The 22,414-nt window shown below is 65.3% G+C and carries 12 protein-coding genes; 8 read left to right on the top strand and 4 right to left on the bottom strand.

The window, feature by feature from the left end:
• Nucleotides 1-7 precede the first annotated feature (7 nt).
• Nucleotides 8-3,376 (bottom strand): PPC domain-containing protein, encoded by a 3,369-nt coding sequence (locus FIV42_RS19050; RefSeq protein ID WP_141199228.1) that lies wholly within the window; start codon nt 3,374-3,376, stop codon nt 8-10.
• Between the two features lie 442 nt (nt 3,377-3,818).
• On the opposite strand from FIV42_RS19050, the gene FIV42_RS19045 reads away from it, so the two are divergent.
• From FIV42_RS19045 to FIV42_RS19035, 3 genes are all read left to right on the top strand, one after another.
• Nucleotides 3,819-5,513, top strand: coding sequence for a C45 family autoproteolytic acyltransferase/hydolase (locus FIV42_RS19045; protein ID WP_168210766.1), 1,695 nt, complete (start codon nt 3,819-3,821; stop codon nt 5,511-5,513).
• A gap of 75 nt (nt 5,514-5,588) precedes the next feature.
• Entirely contained in the window at nt 5,589-7,067 is a 1,479-nt protein-coding gene (gene glpK, locus FIV42_RS19040; protein WP_141199226.1) for a glycerol kinase GlpK, read from the top strand.
• Nucleotides 7,068-7,327: 260 nt separating this feature from the next.
• A complete protein-coding gene (locus tag FIV42_RS19035) occupies nt 7,328-8,494 on the top strand; it encodes a phosphopentomutase (RefSeq protein ID WP_141199225.1) in 1,167 nt (388 codons plus the stop codon).
• A gap of 104 nt (nt 8,495-8,598) precedes the next feature.
• Here the strand turns inward: FIV42_RS19035 and folK are convergent, their stop codons facing one another.
• Entirely contained in the window at nt 8,599-9,138 is a 540-nt protein-coding gene (folK, locus tag FIV42_RS19030; protein ID WP_141199224.1) for a 2-amino-4-hydroxy-6-hydroxymethyldihydropteridine diphosphokinase, read from the bottom strand.
• Nucleotides 9,139-9,157: 19 nt separating this feature from the next.
• On the opposite strand from folK, the gene FIV42_RS19025 reads away from it, so the two are divergent.
• The 3 genes from FIV42_RS19025 (at nt 9,158) to FIV42_RS19015 (ending at nt 14,841) form a co-directional block, all read left to right on the top strand.
• Complete coding sequence (locus tag FIV42_RS19025; protein WP_141199223.1) at nt 9,158-10,393, top strand: tetratricopeptide repeat protein; 1,236 nt, start codon at nt 9,158-9,160, stop codon at nt 10,391-10,393.
• An 81-nt stretch (nt 10,394-10,474) separates the two neighbouring features.
• Nucleotides 10,475-11,959 carry a DUF4215 domain-containing protein gene (locus tag FIV42_RS19020; protein ID WP_141199222.1) on the top strand — a complete coding sequence of 495 codons (1,485 nt, stop codon included), beginning with the start codon at nt 10,475-10,477 and terminating at the stop codon, nt 11,957-11,959.
• A 155-nt stretch (nt 11,960-12,114) separates the two neighbouring features.
• Nucleotides 12,115-14,841: a DUF4215 domain-containing protein gene (locus tag FIV42_RS19015; RefSeq protein WP_246099101.1), complete on the top strand. Its 2,727-nt coding sequence runs from the start codon at nt 12,115-12,117 to the stop codon at nt 14,839-14,841.
• Nucleotides 14,842-14,847: 6 nt separating this feature from the next.
• On the opposite strand, the gene FIV42_RS19010 is transcribed toward FIV42_RS19015, so the two are convergent.
• Nucleotides 14,848-15,666 (bottom strand): hypothetical protein, encoded by an 819-nt coding sequence (locus FIV42_RS19010; RefSeq protein ID WP_141199220.1) that lies wholly within the window; start codon nt 15,664-15,666, stop codon nt 14,848-14,850.
• 195 nt (nt 15,667-15,861) lie between these two features.
• Nucleotides 15,862-19,635 (bottom strand): serine/threonine-protein kinase, encoded by a 3,774-nt coding sequence (locus FIV42_RS19005; RefSeq protein ID WP_141199219.1) that lies wholly within the window; start codon nt 19,633-19,635, stop codon nt 15,862-15,864.
• A gap of 189 nt (nt 19,636-19,824) precedes the next feature.
• Here FIV42_RS19005 and FIV42_RS19000 point away from each other — a divergent pair, with 189 nt between their 5' ends.
• Both FIV42_RS19000 and FIV42_RS18995 read left to right on the top strand, forming a co-directional pair.
• Entirely contained in the window at nt 19,825-20,403 is a 579-nt protein-coding gene (locus FIV42_RS19000; RefSeq protein WP_168210765.1) for a Uma2 family endonuclease, read from the top strand.
• A 229-nt stretch (nt 20,404-20,632) separates the two neighbouring features.
• Nucleotides 20,633-22,408, top strand: a complete 1,776-nt coding sequence (locus FIV42_RS18995; RefSeq protein WP_141199217.1) for a hypothetical protein — start codon at nt 20,633-20,635, stop codon at nt 22,406-22,408.
• The last annotated feature ends 6 nt before the right edge of the window (nt 22,409-22,414 follow it).

Raw genomic sequence — 22,414 nt, 5'->3', positions numbered from 1 at the left:
ACGAATATCACGGCGTTACCGTGACGTCGAGTTGGTAGGTGCCGCTGGTGGTGCTCGAGCTGTACGAGTCGGCCACGATATAGACCCGCTCGTCGGACGAGGCGGTGTAGGTCGCCGACTCGGTGCCGCCGCTGTCCTGCCCGTTGAGGCACGAGTTCTCCATATCGTTGCAGTCGCGCACGATATAGATGCCGATATCGGTGGTCGAGCTGGTCATGTCGGCGGTGACCGTCTCGCCGGCCAAAAGGTCGATGGCGTAGACCGCCTCGGGGCCATTCTGGGTGAAGTTGAGTCCGGGGCAGAAATTGTCGTCGGGCGCGTAGTCTGCCGTCAGCGTCGAGAAGTCGCCGGTGTGGGTGCTTCCGCCGCTGGTCGGAATCGCGTCCAGGCAGACGTCGCCGGTGGGGTTGTCACAGGCGGCGTTGGTGCACGAGCCGCTCGGGCAGTCGAACTCGCGCACGACGCCCAGCGCGCTGCAATACTCGAGGGTGCCCGGATTGGTCTGCGAGCAGCCGATCATCTGGTAGGCGGTGCACTGGGTGGCCTGGGTCGACGCCGAGATGATGAAGTTGCCGGTCGGCGCGGTGCTGTCGGTGTCCACGGCCACGACGTACTCGCCCGGGGTGGGGGCGAAGAACTCCAAGATCTCGGGGGTCGACACGCCCGCGTTGTCGACGCCGGCGGTGCAGCTGGGCGTGCTCGACGAGCAGCTGTCGACCGCGTAGAGGACGACGTCGTAGGGGGCGACGACCTCGACGGTCACGACTTGATCTGCCTGGGTGGTCACGACCTTGTAGAACGCCTCGGGGCCGGCGGTCGCGGTGCCCGAGCAGGACTGGCCGGCGTTGAGGTTGTTGGTGAAGTCGTCGATCGGCTCGGTGATCGGCGTGCCCGGCACGACCTCGATGGCGCCGTTGCACTCCTGGTTGGGCGGCTCATTGCACACGCCGCCGTCGCAGCCGTAGTTGCACGTCTCGTCGAGGCGGTAGGCGGTGCCGGCACCGTTGCACTGCTCGACGTTGTCGTCGGCGTTGCAGATGCGGCTCGACGGGGAGCAGATGACCTCGCCGATCTGCACGTCGAGTTGAGCGGTGGTCTGGCCCACCGAGCGGCTGTCGGCGACCAGGTAGACGGTGGTCGGTCGGCCGGTGTCGTTGATGTAGTTGAGCGTCTCGCTCGTCGAGCTGCCGTCGTTGGCGCCCGCCTCACACGAGGCCGAGGCGTTCAGGCACCCCGACAGCAAGTACAGCGAACCGTACTCGCCGGGAGGGAACTCGAGCCTGGCCGACAGGCCGTAGCCGGCGTCGAGCGGAATGGCGTAGACCGCCTCGGAGCCGCGGGTGTAGGTGTCGCCGCGCTCGGCGGGCACGCAGCCGCCCACGGCCATCTCGTAGCGGTTGGTGTAGAGCGACCAGTCGATCGTCTCGCTGATATTGCCGTTGTAGAGGTAGGCGCGCTCGCAGGTGTCGCCCTCGGAGGCCAAGCACTCGCCGGTGCTCGGGTCGCAGCCCAAGTTGCACGACGTGGAGGTGAACGTGCTGTTGTCGACGCAGACCTCGGCGGTGTTCGCGTCGAGGCAGCTGTTGTCGGCCTCCGAGCAGGTCACCGCGTTGGCGGCCATGTGGATGCGGTAGGAACTGCCGCTGGTGCCTTCGGCGGTCTCGACGATGGCGTAGTAGGTTCCGGGAGGGAGCACCGCGTCGACGACTTCGCCGCCCGAGGTGGACGTGTTCGAACAGGCCTGCTCGGTGGCCAGGCGCTCACACGCGCGGCGCACCGACACGGCCATGTCGACGTTGTTGTTGCCCGAGGTCGGCGTGACCGTCAGGGTCACGTCGGAGGTCTCGGTGAGCTCGAACTGGTAGATATTCTCGAGCGACGGGTTGTGAATCCCCGCGCAGCTCGACCCGAGCATGTAGCTGGTGCCGTCGCTGGTGTTGCCGTTGAGGGGCTGGCCCGCCTCGAGCAGCGTGGCGGCGTTGCACGCGTCGACCGTGTCGGACAAGACGATGTCGGCGCTGAGCGTGTAGGAGACGCCGGCGGTGGAGATGTCGCCCGAGTCGGTCACCTGCAGGGTATAGATGCCGTGCGCGGCGGCGCTGAGCGTGTGGCGAATCTCGACGATGCCGTCTTTGCCCATCTCGCCGCTGTCTTCGGTGGCCACAGTGTTGCCCTGCGGGTCGATGAGCTCGAGGGTCAGGCCGCCCAGGCCAATGTCGCGCTTGGCGTACTCGGCGGTGACCACGAAGGTGCCGCGCAGCGGGAAATTGGGGATCGCGCGGGTGTTGATGCTGTAGACGTCGGTGTCGCCGCTGCAGGCCGTGGCGGCCACGGCGAGCGCCGAGGAGTGGGCGTCGAAGTCGGTCGCTTCGCCAGCCGAGTTGTTGGGCTCGAAGCGGTCGGCCTCGCAGCTGACCGGGTCGATGCAGATGCCGCCGGCGCACTGGCGGTCGTCGAAGCAGCCGAGCGAGGTCTCGCAGTCGGTGGCTTCCAGGCAGCTCACCTCGAGGGTGTCGGGGTCGTGCTCGCAGATCTGGTTGCCCAGGCAGCCGGCGTCGCCGCAGGCGTTTTCTTCGAGGCGGCAAGTCCCTTCGACGCACAGGTGGCCGGAGAGGCACTCGTCGTTCGAGGCGCACGGGTCGGCGTTCTCGCACTCGCCGAGCGACGGCACGCAGACGCCGCCGTCGGTGCACTCGACGTTGTTGACCGTGCACAGGTCTTCGACGCACTCGTTGGCGTCGTTGCAGTAGTAGCCGTCGAGGCAGTTGGCGCTGTCGCCCTTGCAGTCGTCGGCGTTGACGCAGGTGCGCTCTTCGAAGCTGCAGACGCCCTGCTCGCAGGCCATCGCATCGCAGTAGGCTTCCGGTGCGTAGCAGTTTCCGTCGAGGCAACGCTCGCCTTCGACGCAGTCCTCGCCCTCGGTCTCGAGGGTGCAGGACTCTTTGCTCTCGCAGGTCTTCGTGCCGCGGGCGCACTGGCCGGTGGTGCACTGGAACGTGTTGCACGGGTCGGGCTGGCAGGTGCCGTCCTCGGCGCAGTAGGTGCGCTCGAAGCAGTCGTCGTTGGTCTCGCAGGTCTCCGGGTTGGTGCAGGCGCCGTTCTGGCAGCTGCCCGAGTCACACTCGGAGTCGGTCGAGCAGGCGGTCAGCGCCTTGCACACGCCCTCTTCGGCGCACACCGAGCCGGGCAGGCAATTCATGTCGGTCGTGCAACTGTCGGGGTTGACGCACGCGCCAGCCTGACAGACGCCGAATTCGCACGAGACGTCGTCACACTCCGAGCCGCCGCCGCACCCGATCAGACCGAACGCCGCAAAGACCACGAGCAATGAAGAAAATACGAGACCGCGAAGGGAAGGAAGTACTGCAGAAGCCATCTTAATTTTGCCGCGTTGGAAGTATGAGACGGTGCGCTGTGCGAGATCATCAGAGCGCGCCAAACGTGCCCACGCAACATTCGAGCGCGGGACGTAGTTATTGCAATTCTATTTGCCGATTTCTCACCCCCTGTGACATCGACGCCACGCACTATCTATGAAACCGCGTCGGTTTTCAATGTCACAACCACCTAAGTCGACGTGTTGGAGGGGGTCGAGAGGGCACTGGCGGCGCAGCAGGGCGCCAACGGCCGCCTACACTAACTTGCTGCAATGCTCAAATTGGGGTAAGAGGTAAACGAGCGTTAAATCCAAATTCCCGCCCATGCACGACATTTCGGAAAGCCCAAATCCCGCCCGCCAGACGAGTCCGTGGAACCCCTCTGTTCCCACTGCCCCGCCCTGCGTGGTTCACCCGGAGCGCCCACACGAGCCCGGACGCGTGAGCACGCCCCACGGGGACCTGCTCTTCTTGAACGTGCGCGGCAGCTTCGCCGACATGGCCGGCCAGCTCGGCGAGCGCATGGGCGACCAGATTCACGCCGGCGCCGTGCCCTTCTTTGCGACCTATCTGGAGGCGGTGCTGCAGAAGAACTCGCCGGTGGCCAAGGTCTCCAACGTGCTGCGTTGGGCGACCCACCGATGGGTGACGAACCGCCTCGAGGAGAACCTGCCGCGCGAGTTCTACGAGGCCGCCCTGGCACTCGCACGCACCTCGGGGCTGCAGCCGGAGACGCTGTTCAAGGCCTACCTGATGCCGGAGAGCTTTTTGTGGCTCATCGGCCAGTACCACAAATTGCTGGGCACCGGCCCGGCCAACGGCCTGGGCGCCCCGCCCTCGTTTGGCTGCACGAGCGCCGTGGTGCGCTCGCCGCTGTCGTCGACGATGATGCACGGGCGCAACTTCGACTATTTCGGCGTCGAGCATTGGGACAAGAATGCCACGGTCGTCTTCTACCACCCCGACGACGGCATCGACTATGTGGCCGTCTCCAGCGCCGGGATCTTGGGCGGTGGCATCACGGGCATGAACGCGGCCGGGCTGACGATGGTCGTCCACCAGCATTTCCTCGACGAGTTCGACCTCGACGGGGTGCCGGTGGGCTACGCCGGCGACAAGGTGATGCGCCACGCGCACACCATCGAAGAGGCGGTGGCGATCCTGCGCGACAACCCGCCGGTGGCCGGCTGGACCTACGTGATGACCGAGGGCGACACCGGGCGCGCGGCGATCTACGAGGTCGCGCCGGGGCGCGAGAATTTCTACGTCATCCCCTCCTCGCAGCATAAATTCGGCTACGCCAACGTCTACTGGGGCGCCGATCTGGTCGACGCCGAGGTCGACTATTACCCGCAGTACCGTCGCGCCAACTACGCGCGCCAGGAGCGGGTCAACGACTGCCTGCGCACCCTGGGCGAGCGCGACGGCGACCTGGCCCCCGTCGACGTCGCCGGTGTCTTGGGCGACTTCGTCGACCCGACCACCGAGCGGCGCCGGCTCTTCGGCAAGAGCATCGCCAACGTCAACACGGTCGCCAGCGTCGTCTTCGAGCCCGAGCATCGGCGCGTCTGGGTGGGCGCGGGCGGCTCGCCGACGTCCAAGAACTGGTTCATCCCCTTCACCCTCGACGCCAACGGCAGCCACACCGGCGGGCCGGACCTGTCGCAGGACCCCTTCTTGCCCGACCGCGCCTGGCACCACAGCGCCCACGGCCAAGCCTTCGAGCTGTACCGCAAAGCCTGCCACCGCTACTGGGCCGGCGAGACCGACAGCCGGCTGTTGATCCTCATCGAGCACGCCCTGGCGCTCTTTCCTCAGGAGCCCAACCTGCATGTGCTCGCCGGCTTGCTGGCCCTGCGCATCGGCCGCGCCAAGCGCGCCGAAGGGGCGTTTCGCCGCGCCCTCGAGCAGGTCGTCGACCCGGCGCGCCGCGCCGAGATCGGCCTCTTTTTGGCCTGGGCGCTCGACCTGCAAGAGCAGCGCGGCGCGGCTAAATACCTCTACAAGCGCATCCTCAAAGACGACGCCTGCGACGCCCCCACCCGAAAGCGCGCCCGCATCGGACGCTGGAAGCGGTTCACCCAGTCGCAGGCCGAGAGCCTGCCGCTCGACTTCGTGTACGCGGGCGTGCCGTGACGGCTTGCAACAAGCCCGTCACTCGCATAAACCAGAGGATCCACAACCTTACCCAAGCCGCCACACGAGGCTCCTATGTCCCGTTTCATCTGCGCAATCGACCAGGGCACCACCGGAACCACCGTCATCATCCTCGACGACGAGCTTCGCATCCGCGCGAAGGTCAACAAGGAGTTCGAGCAGATCTACCCGCGCCCGTCGTGGGTCGAGCACAACCCCGAGGCGATCTGGCAGTCGACGCTGGCCACGCTCGCCGAGGCGACTCGCGTGGCGCAGATCACCGAGAACGACATCGCGGCGATCGGCATCACCAACCAGCGTGAGACGACGGTCGTCTGGGACAAAAAGACCGGCGAGCCCATCCACAACGCGATCGTGTGGCAGGACCGGCGCACCCGCGGGCGCATCCAGCAGCTCATCGACGACGGCAACGAGAAGTGGGTCCAGAAGCGCACCGGCCTGCTGCTCGACCCGTACTTTTCGGGCACCAAGGTCGAGTGGATCCTCGACCACGTCGACGGCGCGCGCGCTCGGGCTCAGGCCGGCGAGCTGGCCTTCGGCACCATCGACAGCTTCTTGCTGTGGCGCTTGACCGGCGGGCAGGTCCACAAGACCGACGCGTCGAACGCCTCGCGCACACTGCTGATGAACCTCGACGAGATCGCCTGGGACGACGAGCTGCTCGAGCTGTTCAACGTGCCCCGGCCGATGCTCCCCGAGATCGCCAGCAACTCAGAGGTCTACGGCGTCACCCACGGCGTGCCCGGCATCAAGGACGGCACGCCCATCTGCGGCATGGCCGGCGACCAGCACGCCGCGCTCTTCGGCCAGTGCTGCTTCGAGCCCGGCGAGGCCAAGTGCACCTACGGCACCGGCGCCTTCTTGCTGATGAACGTCGGCCACGAGCGCGTGCACAGCCAGCACCGCTTGCTGTCGACGATGGGCTGGCAGCTCGACGGCGAGGTGACCTACGCCATGGAGGGAAGCGCGTTCATCGCCGGCGCGATGGTCCAGTGGTTGCGCGACGGGCTGGGCATCATCGAAGAGTCCCACGAGATCGAGGCGCTCGCGCGCACCGTCGACAGCTCGGGCGAGATCGTGGCGGTCCCGGCGCTATCGGGCCTGGGCGCGCCGCACTGGCGGCCGAGCGCCCGCGGCGTCATCTGGGGGCTGACCCGCGGCACCACCGACGCCCACATCGCTCGCGCGGCGCTGGAGGGCATCGCGCTGCAGAACGTCGACATCCTGCACGCCATGGAGAACGACTCCGGCGACAAGCTCGTCCAGCTCAAGGTCGACGGCGGCGCGACCGCCAACAACTTGCTCATGCAGATGCAGGCCGACTTTTTGGGCCGCAAGATCGTGCGCCCCGCCATCACCGAGACCACCGCGCTGGGCGCCGCGCTCTTCGCCGGCCTGGCCGAGGGCATCTTCAAGAACCTCGACCAAATCCGCGACGAGTGGCGCGTCGACCGCGAGTTCGACCCGCAGATCGATGCGGCGACGCGGGAGATGCATTTGGATTTGTGGCATGAGGGGCTCAAACGAGTTTGACGCCCGATTTTCGACATCTTCCTCCCCCTGCGAAGCACGGGGAGGACCGAGGAGGGGCCTCCTCCTCCGCGTAGCCGAAGGCGAAGTGGAGGAGGACCGAGGAGGAGGCAAACAGTATGGGCAAGTCGTTTCAACCTCTCCCTCGGTCCCTCTCCACTTCGCTTCGCTTGCGGAAAGGGAGACCTCTCCTTAATCCTCTCCTTCCCTTCGGGCGGAGAGGAAACAGCAAGTAGCAAGGCACCACAGACACGAGACACACCATGACCAACAAACGCGCCGTCCTCATCGTCCTCGACTCCGTAGGCATCGGCGAGCTGCCCGACGCGGCCGACTTCGGCGACGAGGGCGCCGATACGCTGGGCCACATCGCCCAGACCGTCGAGGGTTTCGACATGCCGAATATGCGCAGCCTTGGGCTGGGCAATATCGCCGGGGTCGACGACCTCGAGCCGGTCGACGAGCCGTGCGCTAACTTCGGGCGCATGCTCGAGATTGCGCCCGGCAAGGACACGACCAGCGGGCACTGGGAGTTCGCCGGTGTGATGATGGACAAGCCGTTTCGCACCTTCCCGAACGGGTTTCCCGACGACATCATCGAGGCGTTTTGCGACAAGATCGGCGTCGACGGCGTGCTCGGAAACCGCCCCGAGAGCGGCACGGTGATCATCGAGGAGCTCGGCCGCGAGCACGAGGAGACGGGCAAGCCCATCGTCTACACCTCGGCCGACCCGGTCTTCCAGATCGCGGCCAAAGAGGACGTCGTCGGCCTCGACACGCTCTACGAGTGGTGCGAGGCAGCCTACGAGATCGTCACCCCGCGGGGCATCTCGCGCGTCATCGCCCGCCCCTTCGTCGGCGAGTGGCCCAACTACGAGCGCACCGCCAACCGCAAGGACTACTCGTTCCCGCCGCCCAGCAAGACGATGATGGAGGAGTTGGTCGAGCACGGTGTCGACGTGACCGGCGTGGGCAAGATCAGCGACATCTACTCGGGCCGCGGCATCACCGAAAAGATCAAGACCAAGAATAACGACCACGGCGTCGAGGTGACCCTCGACTGCATGAAGAACCGCAACGGCTTCATCTTCACGAACCTGGTCGACTTCGACTCGAAGTACGGCCACCGGCGAAACCCCGAGGGCTACGCCCAGGCGCTGGAGCGCTTCGACGAGCAACTCCCCGAGATCATCGAGACGCTGCAGGACGGCGACCTGCTCATCATCACCGCCGACCACGGCAACGACCCGACCTACGCCGGCACCGACCACACCCGCGAGTACGTCCCGCTGGTCGCGCTGATCAAAGGCGGCGGCTGGGGCAAAGACCTGGGCACCCGCAAGTGCTTCTCGGACGTGGGCGCTACGGTCGCCGACTACTTCGGGGTGGACTGGACGGTGGGTGAGAGTTTCTTGGGAGAATTGAAGTAGGGGCGTGGGTGGGGCAAGGAGGGCCTTCTATTTGGGCAATTAAGGATTTTGGGGCTGCGAACCGAGACAGATTCACAAATCGCAACCCCTAAATCCTTAATTGCTCATTTAGCAGGCGTCGCTGACCTGCAAAGCGCCCACACTTTGCCGCCAACCCGCTTCACCCAACCCGCATCCTCGCATTGGCCCAGAAGCTCGGCGATGGTCTCGCCCAGCCCGGGGTGGACCAGGTCGGGGGCGAGCTCGGCCAGCGGGACGAGCACGAACGCGCGCTCGTGCAGGCCCGGATGGGGAATTTCGAGGCCTTCTTCGCTGATTTGTTGGGGACCGTAGAGCAGGATATCGAGGTCGAGCGTGCGCGGGCCGTTTTCGAGCCGGCGCACCCGCCCCATCGCCTGCTCGATGTCGAGCAAGGCGTCGAGGAGCTTGCGTGCCGGCAGGCCGGTTCGTATCTTCACGCAGCCGTTCAGAAAGTCGGGCTGCTCGGTGTACATCCGCGGCTCGGTTTCGTAGAGCGAACTGGTGGCGAGGACCTGCGTGTCGGGAAGCTCGCCGATGAGCTCGACCGCCCGGTGCAGGTTGGCCGCGCGATCTCCGAGGTTCGACCCCAGCCCGACGTAGGCGCTTTGGGTTTTGTTTTCCATCTGAATACCGCGACTCCGAATGCTTAACTCGCTCGAAAAACTGTTGGTGGCCGCCGTCGTGCTCGTCTCCGCTGCATCGGTCACCGGTTGCAGCGAAGGTCCGGTCGACGACAGCGCGGGCACGGCGTATTTCTCGCCGCTGGAGACCACCGAGGTCACCTCGCAGACCATCCCGCAGCCGCAACTCGTGCCTGAAAACGAGCGCGCGAACGTCGACGCGGTGGTCGAAGGCTTTAGCAGGAGCGCGCTGAAGTTCTTCGAGCGCGGAGATCCGGAGGGACGCCTTCCCGAAATCGAGGCGGTCTTCATCGCCTCGGGCCACTACCTCGACCTTGTCGGCATCTACCAGAATGTCGTGGAGAAACAAGGTATTTCCAGCCAGGCGACCCCGCGCTTGGCCCGCGCCTACCTGCGATTGGGTCAAGAGCACAAAGCGCGCGAGCTGCTCGATGAGATAATCGCCGAGCGTGGCGACGAGGCGTTGACCTGGTTTCTGAACGGCGCCTACTGGCTGCCCAAAGCCGAAGGCTCCAAAGAGGCGTCCGCCAAGGTGATCGCCAGCTGGCAAAAGGCGCTCTCGATCGACCCCAACTTCGAGGGCTTCGAGCAACAAGGCGCGCCGCCGCTTCGCGAGCAGCTCTCTGCGCTGCGCCAGCGCACGCCGAAAGAGGACGTCGAGGAGGCCGTGGCCGCCCTGGGTGAAGCTCCGGCTCAGCCGACGCCGGATGCCGAGGAAGAAACCGAGACGGAATCCGAAGCGCAGGCGCCGGAGGCGCAAGCCGAGACGGCGCCGGTCGCGGAGGCCGCGCCGGTTGCGGAGGCTGAGCCTGAAGCAGCGGTGCCGGAAGCCGCGGCGCTTGAAGCAGCCCCGGCCCCCGAGCAAGCCGCCGAGCCGGTGGCGGTGACCATTGCGCGTGGACAGATGGCCCTGTCGCAAGGTCAATCCGATCAGGCCAAGCAGTTCTTCAACAAGGCACTCGAGCGCGATCCGGACAACGTCGAGGCGCGCCTCGGGCTCGTTCAGAACGCCTGGCGCAACGAAGACCAGCGCAACGAGCTCGCCAGAACGGTGCGCAAACTGGCCGAACGCGACGACCTCACCCCGCGACAGCAATACGAAATCGGGCTCTTCGCCTTCACCAAGATGAGCGCTAACGAGCTGGCACTCGAGCTGTGGCAAGACGCCAAAAAGCGCGATCCTGCGCTGGCCAAGAGCGTCGGCCTCGACGGGCTCATCGAACGCGCCCGCCGTTGAGCTCGCAATCCGCCCTCTTTCACCTGGATTCGGTGGCTGGTAGTCTAACAGTCGCGGTTTTTCTTTGGAGAGGATGGATTCATGAAAGCGTCGCTGCGTTCCCTGCTCGTATTACTCGCCCTCGTGTTGCTGGGTCTGCCCACCGGTTGCTCGGATGACACCGACGGCAACCGAGACACAGGCACGAACCTGCAAGAAGATGGCGGCAGCGACGCCGACACGACCGAGTCGGACGTCGAGACCTCCGATGACTCGGGACCCTCTGAAGACGCCGCCGACACCGCCCCGCCCCCCGAGATCTGCGGCGACGGCCTCCTGGTCGGCGACGAAGCGTGCGACGACGGCAATACCGACCCCAACGACGGCTGCGACGACAACTGCGAGTTCGAGGACGGCTACGCGTGCCCGACGCCCGGCGAAGCCTGCGTGGAGACGACCTGCGGCGACGGCCTCTTCGGAGGCGGTGAAGAGTGTGACGACGGCAACCTGATCGCCGGCGACGGCTGCGACCCGCTTTGCCGCGAGGAGCTCATCTGGGACTGCGAAGACGGCACCTGTGAGCCGGCATGCGGCGACGGTGTCACCCTCTATCCCATCGAAGAGTGCGACGACGGCAACAACACTTCGGGCGACGGCTGCTCGGAGGATTGCACCGTCGAGGACGACTTCACCTGCACCGACTTCCAAGATCAGACCCCCGAGACGATCGAGGTGCCGATCGTGTTGCGCGACTTCAAAGGCGTCGGCGAATCGGGCGGACACCCGGACTTCGAGCGTGACGTCTGCGGGCAGCTCCAGGGCATGGTGGAAGACCAACTCGACGCCGACGGGAAGCCGGTCTACACCGGGGCCGGCTGCGCCGAGAGCGCCGAGAGCTTCGCCCAGTGGTACCGCGACGTGGACGGCGTCAACCAGACGGTGGTCGACACCATCGGGTTGACCCAACGCACCGACCTCGACCCGAGCGGGCGCACCTACCGCTTCGAGAGCGGCAACTTCTTTCCGCTGACCGACCGCGGCTTCGGCAACACGCCGGGGCAATCGCTCAACTTCCACTTCACCAGCGAGTTCCGCAGCTACTTCGAGTACCGCGGCGGCGAAACCCTCGAGTTCACCGGCGATGACGACGTCTGGGTCTTCGTCAACGGCCGGCTCGCCGTCGACATCGGAGGCATCCACGGCGCGGAGAACGGCTCGGTGGCCTTGTCGGACGACACCGACCCACAAACTGGCCAGGTCTACGACGACCGCTTCGACATCTTCGAGGGCGGCGTCTACGAGATCGTCGTCTTCCAGGCCGAGCGCCACACCACCCAATCGAACTACCGGCTGACTTTGTCGGGCTTTTTGAACACCGGCCAGAGCACCTGCGAGAGCGATTGCGTCGAAAACTGCAACCCCGAAGCCGAATGCGGTGACGGCGTGCTCGACACCGACGCCGGCGAGGAGTGCGACGACGGCAACAAGCAGTGGGGCGACGGCTGCGACGGCTCGTGCGAGACCGAGCCGGGCTGGGTCTGCGAGGACGGTGGAAGCGGCGGCTCGAACTGCATTCCGGCCGGCTGAGAACAAAATGCGCTCCCGGAAGATCCGGAGGGCGCAGCGGCCAAGATAGTTCACAGCATTGGCACATATTAGAGAGGCTTTCGCTTTAACCCTCTCGTGCTGCTTGGTACCTTGAGAACGCATTACCAAGTCTCTGTGGAGAATTTGCTGTGAGAATGTCGCTTCGCCTCCCCCTCTTCGTCCTGATCTGTATCCTGTTCGGCCTTCTGAGCGCGTGCTCGGACGACGTCGAAGGCGGCCAAGACACCGGGTCGGCCCTGTCCGACGCCGGTACCGACGCTCTTGGAGATGCTCAGACAGACAGCTCCCCCTCCGATACATCCGAGCCCGACAGCTCGGAGAGCGACACCGCGCCAAACCCCGAATGTGGCGATGGCGATCTCGACGAAGGCGAGGAGTGCGACGACGGCACCAACGACGGCTCGTACGGAACCTGCCGCGTCAACTGCACGCTGTCGCCCTACTGTGGCGACGGCCTGATCACGCACGCCGAGACCTGCGACGACGGCAACGCCGACGCCGGCGACGGCTGCGACGACACCTGCCAACCCGAAGACGGGTTCATCTGCCGAACTCCCGGGGAGTTGTGCCAGGCGAACACCTGCGGCAACGGCGCGATCGAGGACGGCGAGGCGTGCGACGACGCCAACCAGAGCTCCGGCGACGGCTGCGACGAGACGTGCACGAGCGTCGAGCCCGGCTACGACTGCCAGTTCGTCGGCCAAGCCTGTATCGCGGCTGCGTGCGGCGACGGGGTGATTGCGGCCAACGAGGAGTGCGATGACGGCAACGGCGTGTCGCTCGACGGCTGCAGCAAGCGCTGCGTGATCGAAGATGGCTACAAATGCCCCACGCCCAACCAAGCCTGCGAGCCGACCACCTGCGGCGACGGCGTCGTCGAGGGGTTGGAAGAATGTGACGACGGCGACACCGATGGCGGCGACGGCTGCGACTCGAATTGCGCCCTCGAAATCGGCTACAAATGCCCGACCGCCGGCCAAGACTGCGTGGCGACCACCTGCGGCGACAGCACCGTCGAAGGCGCCGAGCAGTGCGACGACGGCAACGCCGATGCGAACGACGGCTGCGACGCCGACTGCCAACTCGAGCCGGGCTATGCCTGCCCCACCGCCGGGCAGAGCTGCGTAGAGACAACCTGCGGCGACGGCGTCATTGAAGGGCTCGAGGAGTGCGACGACGGCAACTTGACCGCCGGCGACGGCTGCGACCCGCTGTGCCGTGAAGAGCTCATCTGGGACTGCACCGGCGGCACCTGCGACCCGGTCTGCGGCGACGGCGTCACGCTGTACCCGTTCGAAGCCTGCGACGACGGCAACCTCACCTCAGGCGACGGCTGCTCGGCAGCCTGCACCGTCGAAAACGGCTTCCAGTGCACCGACTTCCAGAACCAGACCCCGCCGAGCATCGAGGTGCCCATCGTGCTGCGTGATTTCAAAGGCGCGAACGAGTCGGGCGGTCATCCCGACTTCGAGAGCTTCTCGTGCGGCGTCTACAGGGGCATGGTCGAGGACCAACTCGGCGCCGACGGCAAACCGGTCTACACCGGCGCGGGTTGTGCGACGAGCACTCAAAGCTTCGACCAGTGGTACCACGACACCCCCGGCGTCAATATCACGGTGGTCGACACCATCGAGCTGACCCAGCGCACCGATCTCGACTCGACCGGGCGCACCTATCGTTTCGCGAGCAACGACTTCTTCCCGCTGACCGGCATCGGCTTTGGCAACACGCCGGGTGAGTCGAAGAACTTTCACTTCACCAGCGAGTTCCGCAGCTACTTCGAGTACCGCGGCGGCGAGGAGCTGGCGTTTACGGGCGACGACGACGTGTGGGTCTTCATCAACGGCCGGTTGGCCGTCGATATCGGCGGGTTGCACTCGGCGGTGAGCGACTCGGTGACGCTGTCGGACACCCAGGACGCCCAGACCGGCCAGATCTACGATGCGCGCTTCGATATCTTCGAGGGCGGCGTCTACGAGATCGTGGTGTTCCACGCCGAGCGCCACACCACCCAGTCGAATTATCGGCTGACCCTGTCGGGCTTTTTGAACACCGGCCAGAGCACCTGTGAGAGTGTCTGCGGCGACGGCGTCATCAGCGGCATCGAGCAGTGTGACGACGGCAACGCCGATGACAATGACGGCTGCTCGTCCGGGTGCGCCATCGAGCCGGGCTACAACTGCACGGGAACTCCGAGCACGTGCGAGCGCCCCGAGTGTGGCGACGGCGTCATCGAGTTCCCCGAGGAGTGCGACGACGGAAACACCGACGACAGCGACGGCTGCTCGAGCCTGTGTGAATTGGAGAGCTGCGGCGACGGCACGGTCGATCTGGGCGAAGGCTGCGACGACGGCAACGACGTGGCCACCGACGCCTGCACCAACCGCTGCCAGCCTGCCGCCTGCGGTGACCGCGTGGTCCACGCCGGCGTCGAAGAGTGTGACGACGGCAACTCGGTCGACACCGATGCTTGCACCAACAACTGTACGATTGCGACCTGCGGCGACGGCGTGGTGGGCCCCGGCGAATCGTGCGACGACGGCGTCAACGACGGCTCGTACGGCTCGTGCCTGCTCGACTGCTCCGGACGCGCCGCCTACTGCGGCGACGGCCGGGTGAGCACGGTCAACGGTGAAGAGTGCGACGATGGCGTCAACGACGGCACCTATGGCACCTGCAACCCGGATTGTACGCGAGGTGGATTCTGCGGTGACGGCGTCATCGACACCGTCACCGGCGAGGAGTGCGACGACGGCAACGACCAGTGGGGAGACGGGTGCGACGGTACCTGCGAGACCGAGCCGGGCTGGGTTTGCCAGGACGACGGCAACGGCGGCTCGAGTTGCATTCCGGCGGGGTGAGCCCCCTCACTCCCCCAACACCACCGAAATCTGGTAGCCCTGCTCGGTCGCCCGCCAGCCCGGCGGGATGACCCAGGCGCGGCCGCCGTCGAGCAGGTGCTGGCGCAAGCGGCCGTGGGCGAGCTCGTCGTCGTGCAGGAAGGTCCAGCGCTGCCCCGGGGGGCGCTCGCCGGCGCCGAACTCGGACTCGCCGCGGGCGATCTCGATGAGCTCTTCGGTCGTGGGGACGTCGAGGCTGTAGACGAAGCTGTCTTCGGGGTGGGTGTGCACGATCGGCCGGTGGATCTTGATCTCCAGCGGGCCAAAGCGCACATGCACCCGGATGGCCGGGTTGTCGAATTGAGTCACGCCGATTTGGCGCTGGGCGCCGAGCACCAGCAGACCGAGCGCCTTGGTGCGCGTGGCGACGCCGCGGCCGGGCACGTGGCTGTGCAGCGAGAATCCGGAGACGGTGGTCGGCTCGACCGTCGGGCACGCGCAGTACTCCGAGATGGGCACGTAGCCGTCGTAGTCGTCGTCGACCTCGAGCCGGTCGATGATCTCGTCGGAGACGAAATCACGCGGCAGCATAAAGCCGATCATCGCCGAGGGAAGAATCGCGCAGTCGAGCATCACCCACAGGGGCATGCCCATGTCGTTGGGGCCACCAAACGCCGCCTGATTGCCGCGATTGAGGATGGAGCAAAACTCCGCGTTCTCCTCGTCCTCGACACGATAGACCTCGATGGGGCTACCGATGGGGAGGTCGAGATGGAGCCGATCGACGTTGTCACCCATGGTGAGCACGTACGGCTTCAGATTGGCTTCAAACTCAGCGTGGTTCATGGCTCTAGTTCTTGGTTCTTAGTTCTTGGTTCTTGGCGTGCTGTCCGAGGCTCGCAGCAATCTTCGCGGCGTATTCGATTCTGGAATCTACGCGATGTCGTCCAAACGAATCGGCGTCTCTACCAAGAACCAAGAACCAAGAACAGATTCAACAGGCTACCTGCTTACTGTGGGTGACAATTCGCAGCAATGCAACTACGTGGCAGCTGTCGACGAACGCGTATGCGCCGGTCGTCCGAGACGACGATAAGCGCCCTCGGCGTATTCGTCGACCTCAATCGCCAATCCGGGGTCTCGCCGGTTGAGCAATCTCGCCAGTTCATCGAGGCAGGTGGCGACATCTTCGGCGGACGCCTTTTCGAGCAAGGCGTCTTCCATCATCGACTCGAGCAAAGCGTCGACGCGATCGTGCTCGCCCGTCTCCTCGAGCACCAGCGCCTTGACTGCGCGGCTCGACAACTGGCCCTGGACATCGCCGATGGCCTCGAAATCGGCCTCGGAGCGCTCGACGAGCTTGAGCGCCGAATCCTCTTTGCCGATTTGGCGCTGCAGGCGGCCGAGCAACAGCCGCGCCAGCGCGATACCGCGTCGATCTTCGAGGTCGCGAAAGCCCTCGAGGGCGTCCCGACCGAGCGAGAGGGTCTCCTTGTGACGCCCGATGCTCAAGGCGAGCGCGGCCAGGTGGAGCTTGCAGCGGGTCACACCGCGCCGGTCGTCGAAGCCGCTAAAGGCCTGATGGGCCTTGCGCAAGCTTCGGGCGGCCTTTTTGAAATCACCGTGGCGCCAATGAATGACGCCCAGTCGAAGCTGACACTCGGCGCGAAGGTGCTTCTCGCCGAGCTCTTCGATGCTGGCGAGCGCCTCCTGGAGCATCTTCAGGCCGCGGGACGACTCGCCGGCTTCGGCGAGCAGTGTGCCTGCGTTCATTTGGATACGCGCAGTGAGCTCGGCATCGCCGATACTCTCGACCAAGATCGCCGCGCGGCGGCTGAACAACTCGGCGTCATCCAAGTCGCCTCGCCTCGCCTTGACCTCGGCCATCAACTGCAGCGCTTCGGCCTGGAGCGAAGCTTCTTCGAGTTCCTCGGCCTTCTCGAGCGCCTCGCCCAACAAGACACCCGCCGCCGAAAAGTTGCCGCGCATCGATGCGATTCCGCCGAGGGCGCACAGACTGAAGGTGTCGACCCGCTCGGCGGTGTCGACGAAGCCGATGTCGCGTGCGCTGCGCGCCTCGCGGCGCGCGGCCTCGTACCAGCCTTCGGCCTCGGAGAGATCACCTTGGCGCTCGGCGAGCTTGCCGAGCCCCCAACGCGCCCACAGCCCTACGGCGACGTTGCCCCCGCTCAAGAGCTTTCGATAATGCGAGCGCGCCGAGTCGTACTCGCCGACCCGACGCTCCAGGTGAGCGACCTCGAGGGCCACCTCCTCGCTCTCGAGCACGTAGGATGACTCGGCGAGCACGCCGTCGAGCGACTCGGCCTGCGCCGACCCCGACAGCTCTTCGGCCTCGCGGTACAACTGCATGGCTCGGTCGAGATCGGAGGCATTGGCCGCCGCTCGCGCTGCCTTGAGCGTGTAGATGTAGACGCCTTGCGGCTCACGCGCTCGTCGGTAGTGGTCGGCGATCTCCTCGGCGTGCGCGTCGATGCGGTCGGTATAAAACTCGATCTTGGCTTCGGCGGCCAACCGATGCAGCCCGCGGAGCGCGCGACGGCCCTGCATGTCTTGCAAGAGCACCTCGCGCATGAGCACGTGGTCGAACTCGAGGATATCTTCGCCGCTGTGGCCGATCTCGCGCAAAATCCCCTCGCGCACCAACACCTCCAGCGCCGGATCGAGCGCCTGGGCGAACGGGCTGGCCTGCTCGCGGGTAATCATCGAGCGAAACAGGCGATAATCGAAGCGACGGCCCAAAATCGCCGCGCGCTCCAAGATCGCCTTCATCGCGGCGGTGTCGTCGGCGTCCTCCCAGACCTGGCGGGCCCGGTAGCGCATCATGTCGGCGATCTCGGTGGGGATCTCGTCGTCGATGTCGATGCCCTGGGCGAGGACCCAGCTGCCGCTGTCGTACAACAGCTTGCCGCTCTCCTTGAGGTAGCGCAAAAGCTCGGTGGCGTGCAGCGGGTTGCCCGACACGCGCCGGGCGATCTCGGTGGCCACGTTCGCCTCGACGGGCGCCAGGTTCTCGATGAGCGAGACGATCTCTTGGTCGCTCAAGCGGTCCAGCGTCACGCGCAGGACATCCTCGGCGCCGACCTTGGAGAGCCGCTCGAGCACCTGCGCCAAATACGGCGCGTTGCGAAGCTCGCCGCTCTGGACCGAGCCGACGACCACGAGCGGCGCCGGGTTGAATTGGAGCCCTACCGACAGGTGCTCCAAAAAGGCGGCCGTGGGCTCGCCGCTGTGGTGGAGGTCTTCGAGAATGACGAGCAACGGACGCTCGGCGGCCGCCCGACGCAGGATGCTTTCGAGCGTCGAGAAGACCCGCTCTCGCCGAGTCGTGGCCCGGGCACCGTCGAAATCGCCCGGGTCGAAGACCGCGTCCTCACCGCCGGGCTGCATCAGGCGCACGGTCAGCTCGATTTCGCTGTCCGAGAAGCCCCACTGCTCCAGCTTGGTGCGCACCATGTAGGGGAGCTGGTCGTACGAGGCGTCCTCGGTGCCCAACACCGACTCGATGATGGCGCGGACTCCGTTGAAGCCGCTCATCGAGCGCGTGTAGGCGCCTTGGGCCACGCGCATCACCCCAGACTCTTCGACGCGCACGCGAATCCACTCGATAAGACGAGATTTTCCGCAGCCGGCCGCTCCATCGACGAAGACCAGCGCGCCCTCTTTTTGCTCGACCGCCCGGCGCACGTAGCGCTCGATGCTGCGACGCTCCTCGACGCGGCCGACCAGCGGCGACTTCTGGCTCGAGTTCATCCCGAAGGACGACGTGCCCCCGAACATGGCCGCCGGAGGCACCGTGCGCCCGCCGTAGCCGCTCAAAAAGCCCGCCGTCGAGATATTGCCCGGGTGACTCAGCCCACCGGCATCGCCCATCTGGGGCCCGGTGACCATCCAGGGCACATAGCTGAATTGATTGATGACCGTCTGGACGCTCTCGCGCGCCTCGGCGGCCGTCTGGATACGCTCGGAAGGGTTCTTGGCGAGCAGTCGATAGATGCACCGCTCGAGTTCGGGGGGTACCTCGCGCCCGCCGCGCACCTCGAGTTGCGGAATCGGCGCGTGCAGGTGCGCCTTCATCACCTTTTTGGGGTCGTCGCCGGGATACGGGGGCGTGCCGGCCAAGATCTCGAACAGGATCACGCCCAGCGCGTACAGATCGACTTTGGGATCGACCGGCTTGCGCCGAAAGATTTCGGGAGCCATGTAGCGCGGGGTGCCTAGAATCACCCGCCGGTTGCTCACCTCGCTCTCCTCGTTGCCCAGACCGCCGGGGGCGTTGGTCAGGTCGAGGTCGCCCGATTGGGTGGCAGCCAAGCCAAAGTCGACCAGCTTGATGATCTCGCGGCCCTCGTCATCTTGGGAGACCAAGATATTGGACGGCTTCAAATCGCGATGGATGATCCCGCGGGCATGGGCGGCGGACAACGCGCTCAACACTTGATCGGTGAGGGAGGCCAATCGCAGGACGTCGATGTCCTCACGCTTCAGACGGCTCATGGCGAAGCCGTCGACGAGCTCCATCGCCAGCCACAGGGTCTGGTCGTCGTTGTCGGTCCCGAAATCGAACACGCCCGCGATGTGCGGGTGGTTCAGGCGCGCGATTGCGCGCGCTTCGCGACCGAAGCGTCGGCGAGCGCGTGCGGTGAACGCCTTATCGGAGTGCAGCACCTTGAGGGCGACCTCACGGTCGAGTGATGTCTGCAGCGCCCGATACACGGCGCCCATCCCCCCGGCGCCGATCTTCTCGAGGACGACAAATCGACCCGCTACGGTAGAGCCATCTTGGTAATTCGACATGCGAACCAGGTGAGCATTCAACGGGAGATGCGTTCTGTCGAAAAAGGTAACCGATCGCCGCCCAGATCTCCAGAGCGAATCGGCCTCGGCAGCGTATACTCACCCGCCGCAGCGCTTTGCCTCGCCCATGGGTGGGTGCTATCTTTGGCCGAGCGGATTCGGCCTTCTTTTCCGGTACCGGAGCAGACGATGAGCACATCGGCAAATATCGGCCCCTGGCGGCGTCGGTTTACCGTCGAGGAGTACAACCACTTGGCTGAGCAGGGTTTCTTCGATGAAGACGACCGGGTCGAACTCATCCATGGGGAGATTGTCAAGATGACACCTATCGGCACTGAACATGCCAGTCACGTAGATAAGGTCGTCGCGAAGCTGCGGGAAATCACCTCGACGCGTGCGATCGTACGTGTGCAGAGCCCTATCCAACTTGGAACCTTCTCGGAGCCCGAGCCGGACGTGTCTCTGTTGAAGCCGCGCGACGATTTCTACCGTCACGCCCACCCCACGGGCGAGGACGTGCTGCTTGTGGTCGAGGTCGCCGACACCTCGCTCGAGTACGATCGGGAGCACAAAATCCCGCTGTATGCCGAGCACGGCGTGCCGGTCGTGTGGCTGGTCGACCTGCGCGCGCGCCGGGTCGAGAGCTTCGAGCGCCCGATCGACGGAGAGTATACGCTGCATCGCAAGCCGACTGCGACCGACACGCTCGTCGTGCCCGATCTCGAGGAGCTCACCATCACCGCCGGGGAGTTGTTGATCTCCGGCTAGCCCCAGTCCATTCGCTTGGCCGCGAGCAGCGCCGGACGATTCCAAGCACCAGACGAAACCCGCGTGACGATCGCCGCGCAGCTTGATATGTAACGTGGCATCGGATAGACGCATGCAACTGTGACTCTCCTGCGGGCCGGCATTATATTCGAGCGGCCACGCGGGCGTGTTCGGACGATTCTCGAGTGTCGCGGACGCGATTGGTAGCCAGAAAGATATGGAGAAACCCATGAAGACCGCATCGACCTCCCTTCTGCGCAGCGGCTACGGCCGCCTGGCGCTCTTGTCGATCGCCATCATGCTGTTTGCCGGAGTTGGCTGCGACGCCCTCGGCTGCGGCGGTGGCGACGTTCCCGGCTCGGCTGCTGAGCGAGTCGAGGACATGGCCAGCAACCTGCCTCAGGACACGCCCTTCACTCTGGTGGTCGGCGACCTGAAGGGAATGCGCAACTCGCTTCAGACCGCGCGCGACACCCTCGGCGACAGTGTGCCGATGGCCGACCTGGTCCAGGAGCAGGCCAAAAACGAGCTGGGCATCGACCTGTTCGACGCCGAGAGCTGGAAAAAGTCGGGCATCGACGCCGACAGCGGCATGATGCTCGCGGCCGTTGGCCAGCACCCGGTGCTCGTAACCTACGTGGCCGACCAGCAGAAATTCGAGAAAGCCTTCGCCGACCAGCTCAAAAAGAGCATGGGGATCGAGGGCATGGTCAAAAACGAGAAGTCCGGCGACCAGCAGGTCAAGGTGCTCGGCAAAGACGATCAGACGGTGACCTGGGCCTACGAAGGCAAACTCGTCGCCGCGGTCTTCCCGAAGTCGGCCGACCTCGAAGAGGTGTCGAGCTCGCTGGAGTTCAAGGACACCAAAGAGCTCGCTGCCAAACTTGTGGGCCTCGAAGACGCCAAGGCTCTCGCCTCGGTCGACGCCTACAAAAAGTTCAACAAGGCGCTGGCCACCGACCAGTCGATGGCGCTGTTCGTCAACACCGGCGAAGCCCTCGACGACAAGCGCGTCGAAGAGCTCAAAAAGACCCAAGACCCCATCGGCAAGGCCACCATCAGCTGGATCGACGAGAACGTCGACTCGCTGGGCTTCTCGATGCACGTCGAGGGCAACAAGCTCAAGGTGCGTAGCTGGGCCGGCCTTCCCGACAAGGTCGTCAAGCGCGCCACCGAGATCATGACTCCGCCGACCCAAGCGCCTATCGAGAACTTCGCCACCGTGAACACGATGGCGGGTCTGCGCACCTCGGTCGACATGCCCAAGCTGTGGGCCTTCTACAAGGAGAGCCTGCCCGAAGATCAGCGCAAGCAGATGATGGCCCAGCTCGAGCGCAGCGCCAAGCAGGCCAACCTCGACTTCGAAAAGGACGTCATCAACAAGATGACCGGTAACCTGGGCGTCATCTTCTACGGCTTCGACCCGGCGATGCTCGAGCAGGCCGGCGGCGACGTCGCCCGTGCGGCCATGATGGGCCCGACCAAGGCGCTCGCCTTCCTCGTGCCCGTGCAGTTCAAGGACAAGGCCAGCCTCGAGAAGATCGTCAAGACCGTGCTCGACCAGGGCGGCGGCGCGATCACCCGCACGAAGGTCTCCGACGGCATCGAGAAGCTCGCCTTCAAAAACGTCGCCCAGCCCTACGGCAAGGTCTACCTGCAGGACAACCTGCTGGTGTACGCCACCGACGCCTTCAACGACGACGCGGTCGTCAAATACATCCAGGGCAAGCGCGACGAGAAGAACCTCAAAGCCGCCGACAAGCTCGACTTGGGCAAAGAATTTGCCACCAACGACAAGTATAACGGCCTGTACCTGAACTTCGTGCGCGCCCAGAAGCAGCTCGGCGACTCGCTGGCCCAAAGCCAGCCGCAGGTCGTCGAATTCCTCAACAAGATGGAAGAAGCTGCCCTCACTAGCGAAGTCGGTGAGACCGGCGCGTACCTCGACCTGACCATCGATCTTACGCCGCAGGCCAAGAAGGCCGACAAGGCGAAGAAAGAGTAAGCGACC

Origin of the sequence: Persicimonas caeni (assembly GCF_006517175.1) — a bacterium.
Taxonomy (GTDB): Bacteria; Myxococcota_A; Bradymonadia; order Bradymonadales; family Bradymonadaceae; genus Persicimonas; species Persicimonas caeni.
This window is presented reverse-complemented; position numbering and strand designations above follow the sequence as displayed.

Coding starts and splice junctions, on each gene's coding strand:
- FIV42_RS19050 (WP_141199228.1), bottom strand. CDS start 3,376: ATGGCTTCTGCAGTACTTCCTTCCCTTCGCGGTCTCGTATTTTCTTCA.
- glpK (WP_141199226.1), top strand. CDS start 5,589: ATGTCCCGTTTCATCTGCGCAATCGACCAGGGCACCACCGGAACCACC.
- FIV42_RS19035 (WP_141199225.1), top strand. CDS start 7,328: ATGACCAACAAACGCGCCGTCCTCATCGTCCTCGACTCCGTAGGCATC.
- folK (WP_141199224.1), bottom strand. CDS start 9,138: ATGGAAAACAAAACCCAAAGCGCCTACGTCGGGCTGGGGTCGAACCTC.
- FIV42_RS19025 (WP_141199223.1), top strand. CDS start 9,158: ATGCTTAACTCGCTCGAAAAACTGTTGGTGGCCGCCGTCGTGCTCGTC.
- FIV42_RS19020 (WP_141199222.1), top strand. CDS start 10,475: ATGAAAGCGTCGCTGCGTTCCCTGCTCGTATTACTCGCCCTCGTGTTG.
- FIV42_RS19015 (WP_246099101.1), top strand. CDS start 12,115: ATGTCGCTTCGCCTCCCCCTCTTCGTCCTGATCTGTATCCTGTTCGGC.
- FIV42_RS19010 (WP_141199220.1), bottom strand. CDS start 15,666: ATGAACCACGCTGAGTTTGAAGCCAATCTGAAGCCGTACGTGCTCACC.
- FIV42_RS19005 (WP_141199219.1), bottom strand. CDS start 19,635: ATGTCGAATTACCAAGATGGCTCTACCGTAGCGGGTCGATTTGTCGTC.
- FIV42_RS19000 (WP_168210765.1), top strand. CDS start 19,825: ATGAGCACATCGGCAAATATCGGCCCCTGGCGGCGTCGGTTTACCGTC.
- FIV42_RS18995 (WP_141199217.1), top strand. CDS start 20,633: ATGAAGACCGCATCGACCTCCCTTCTGCGCAGCGGCTACGGCCGCCTG.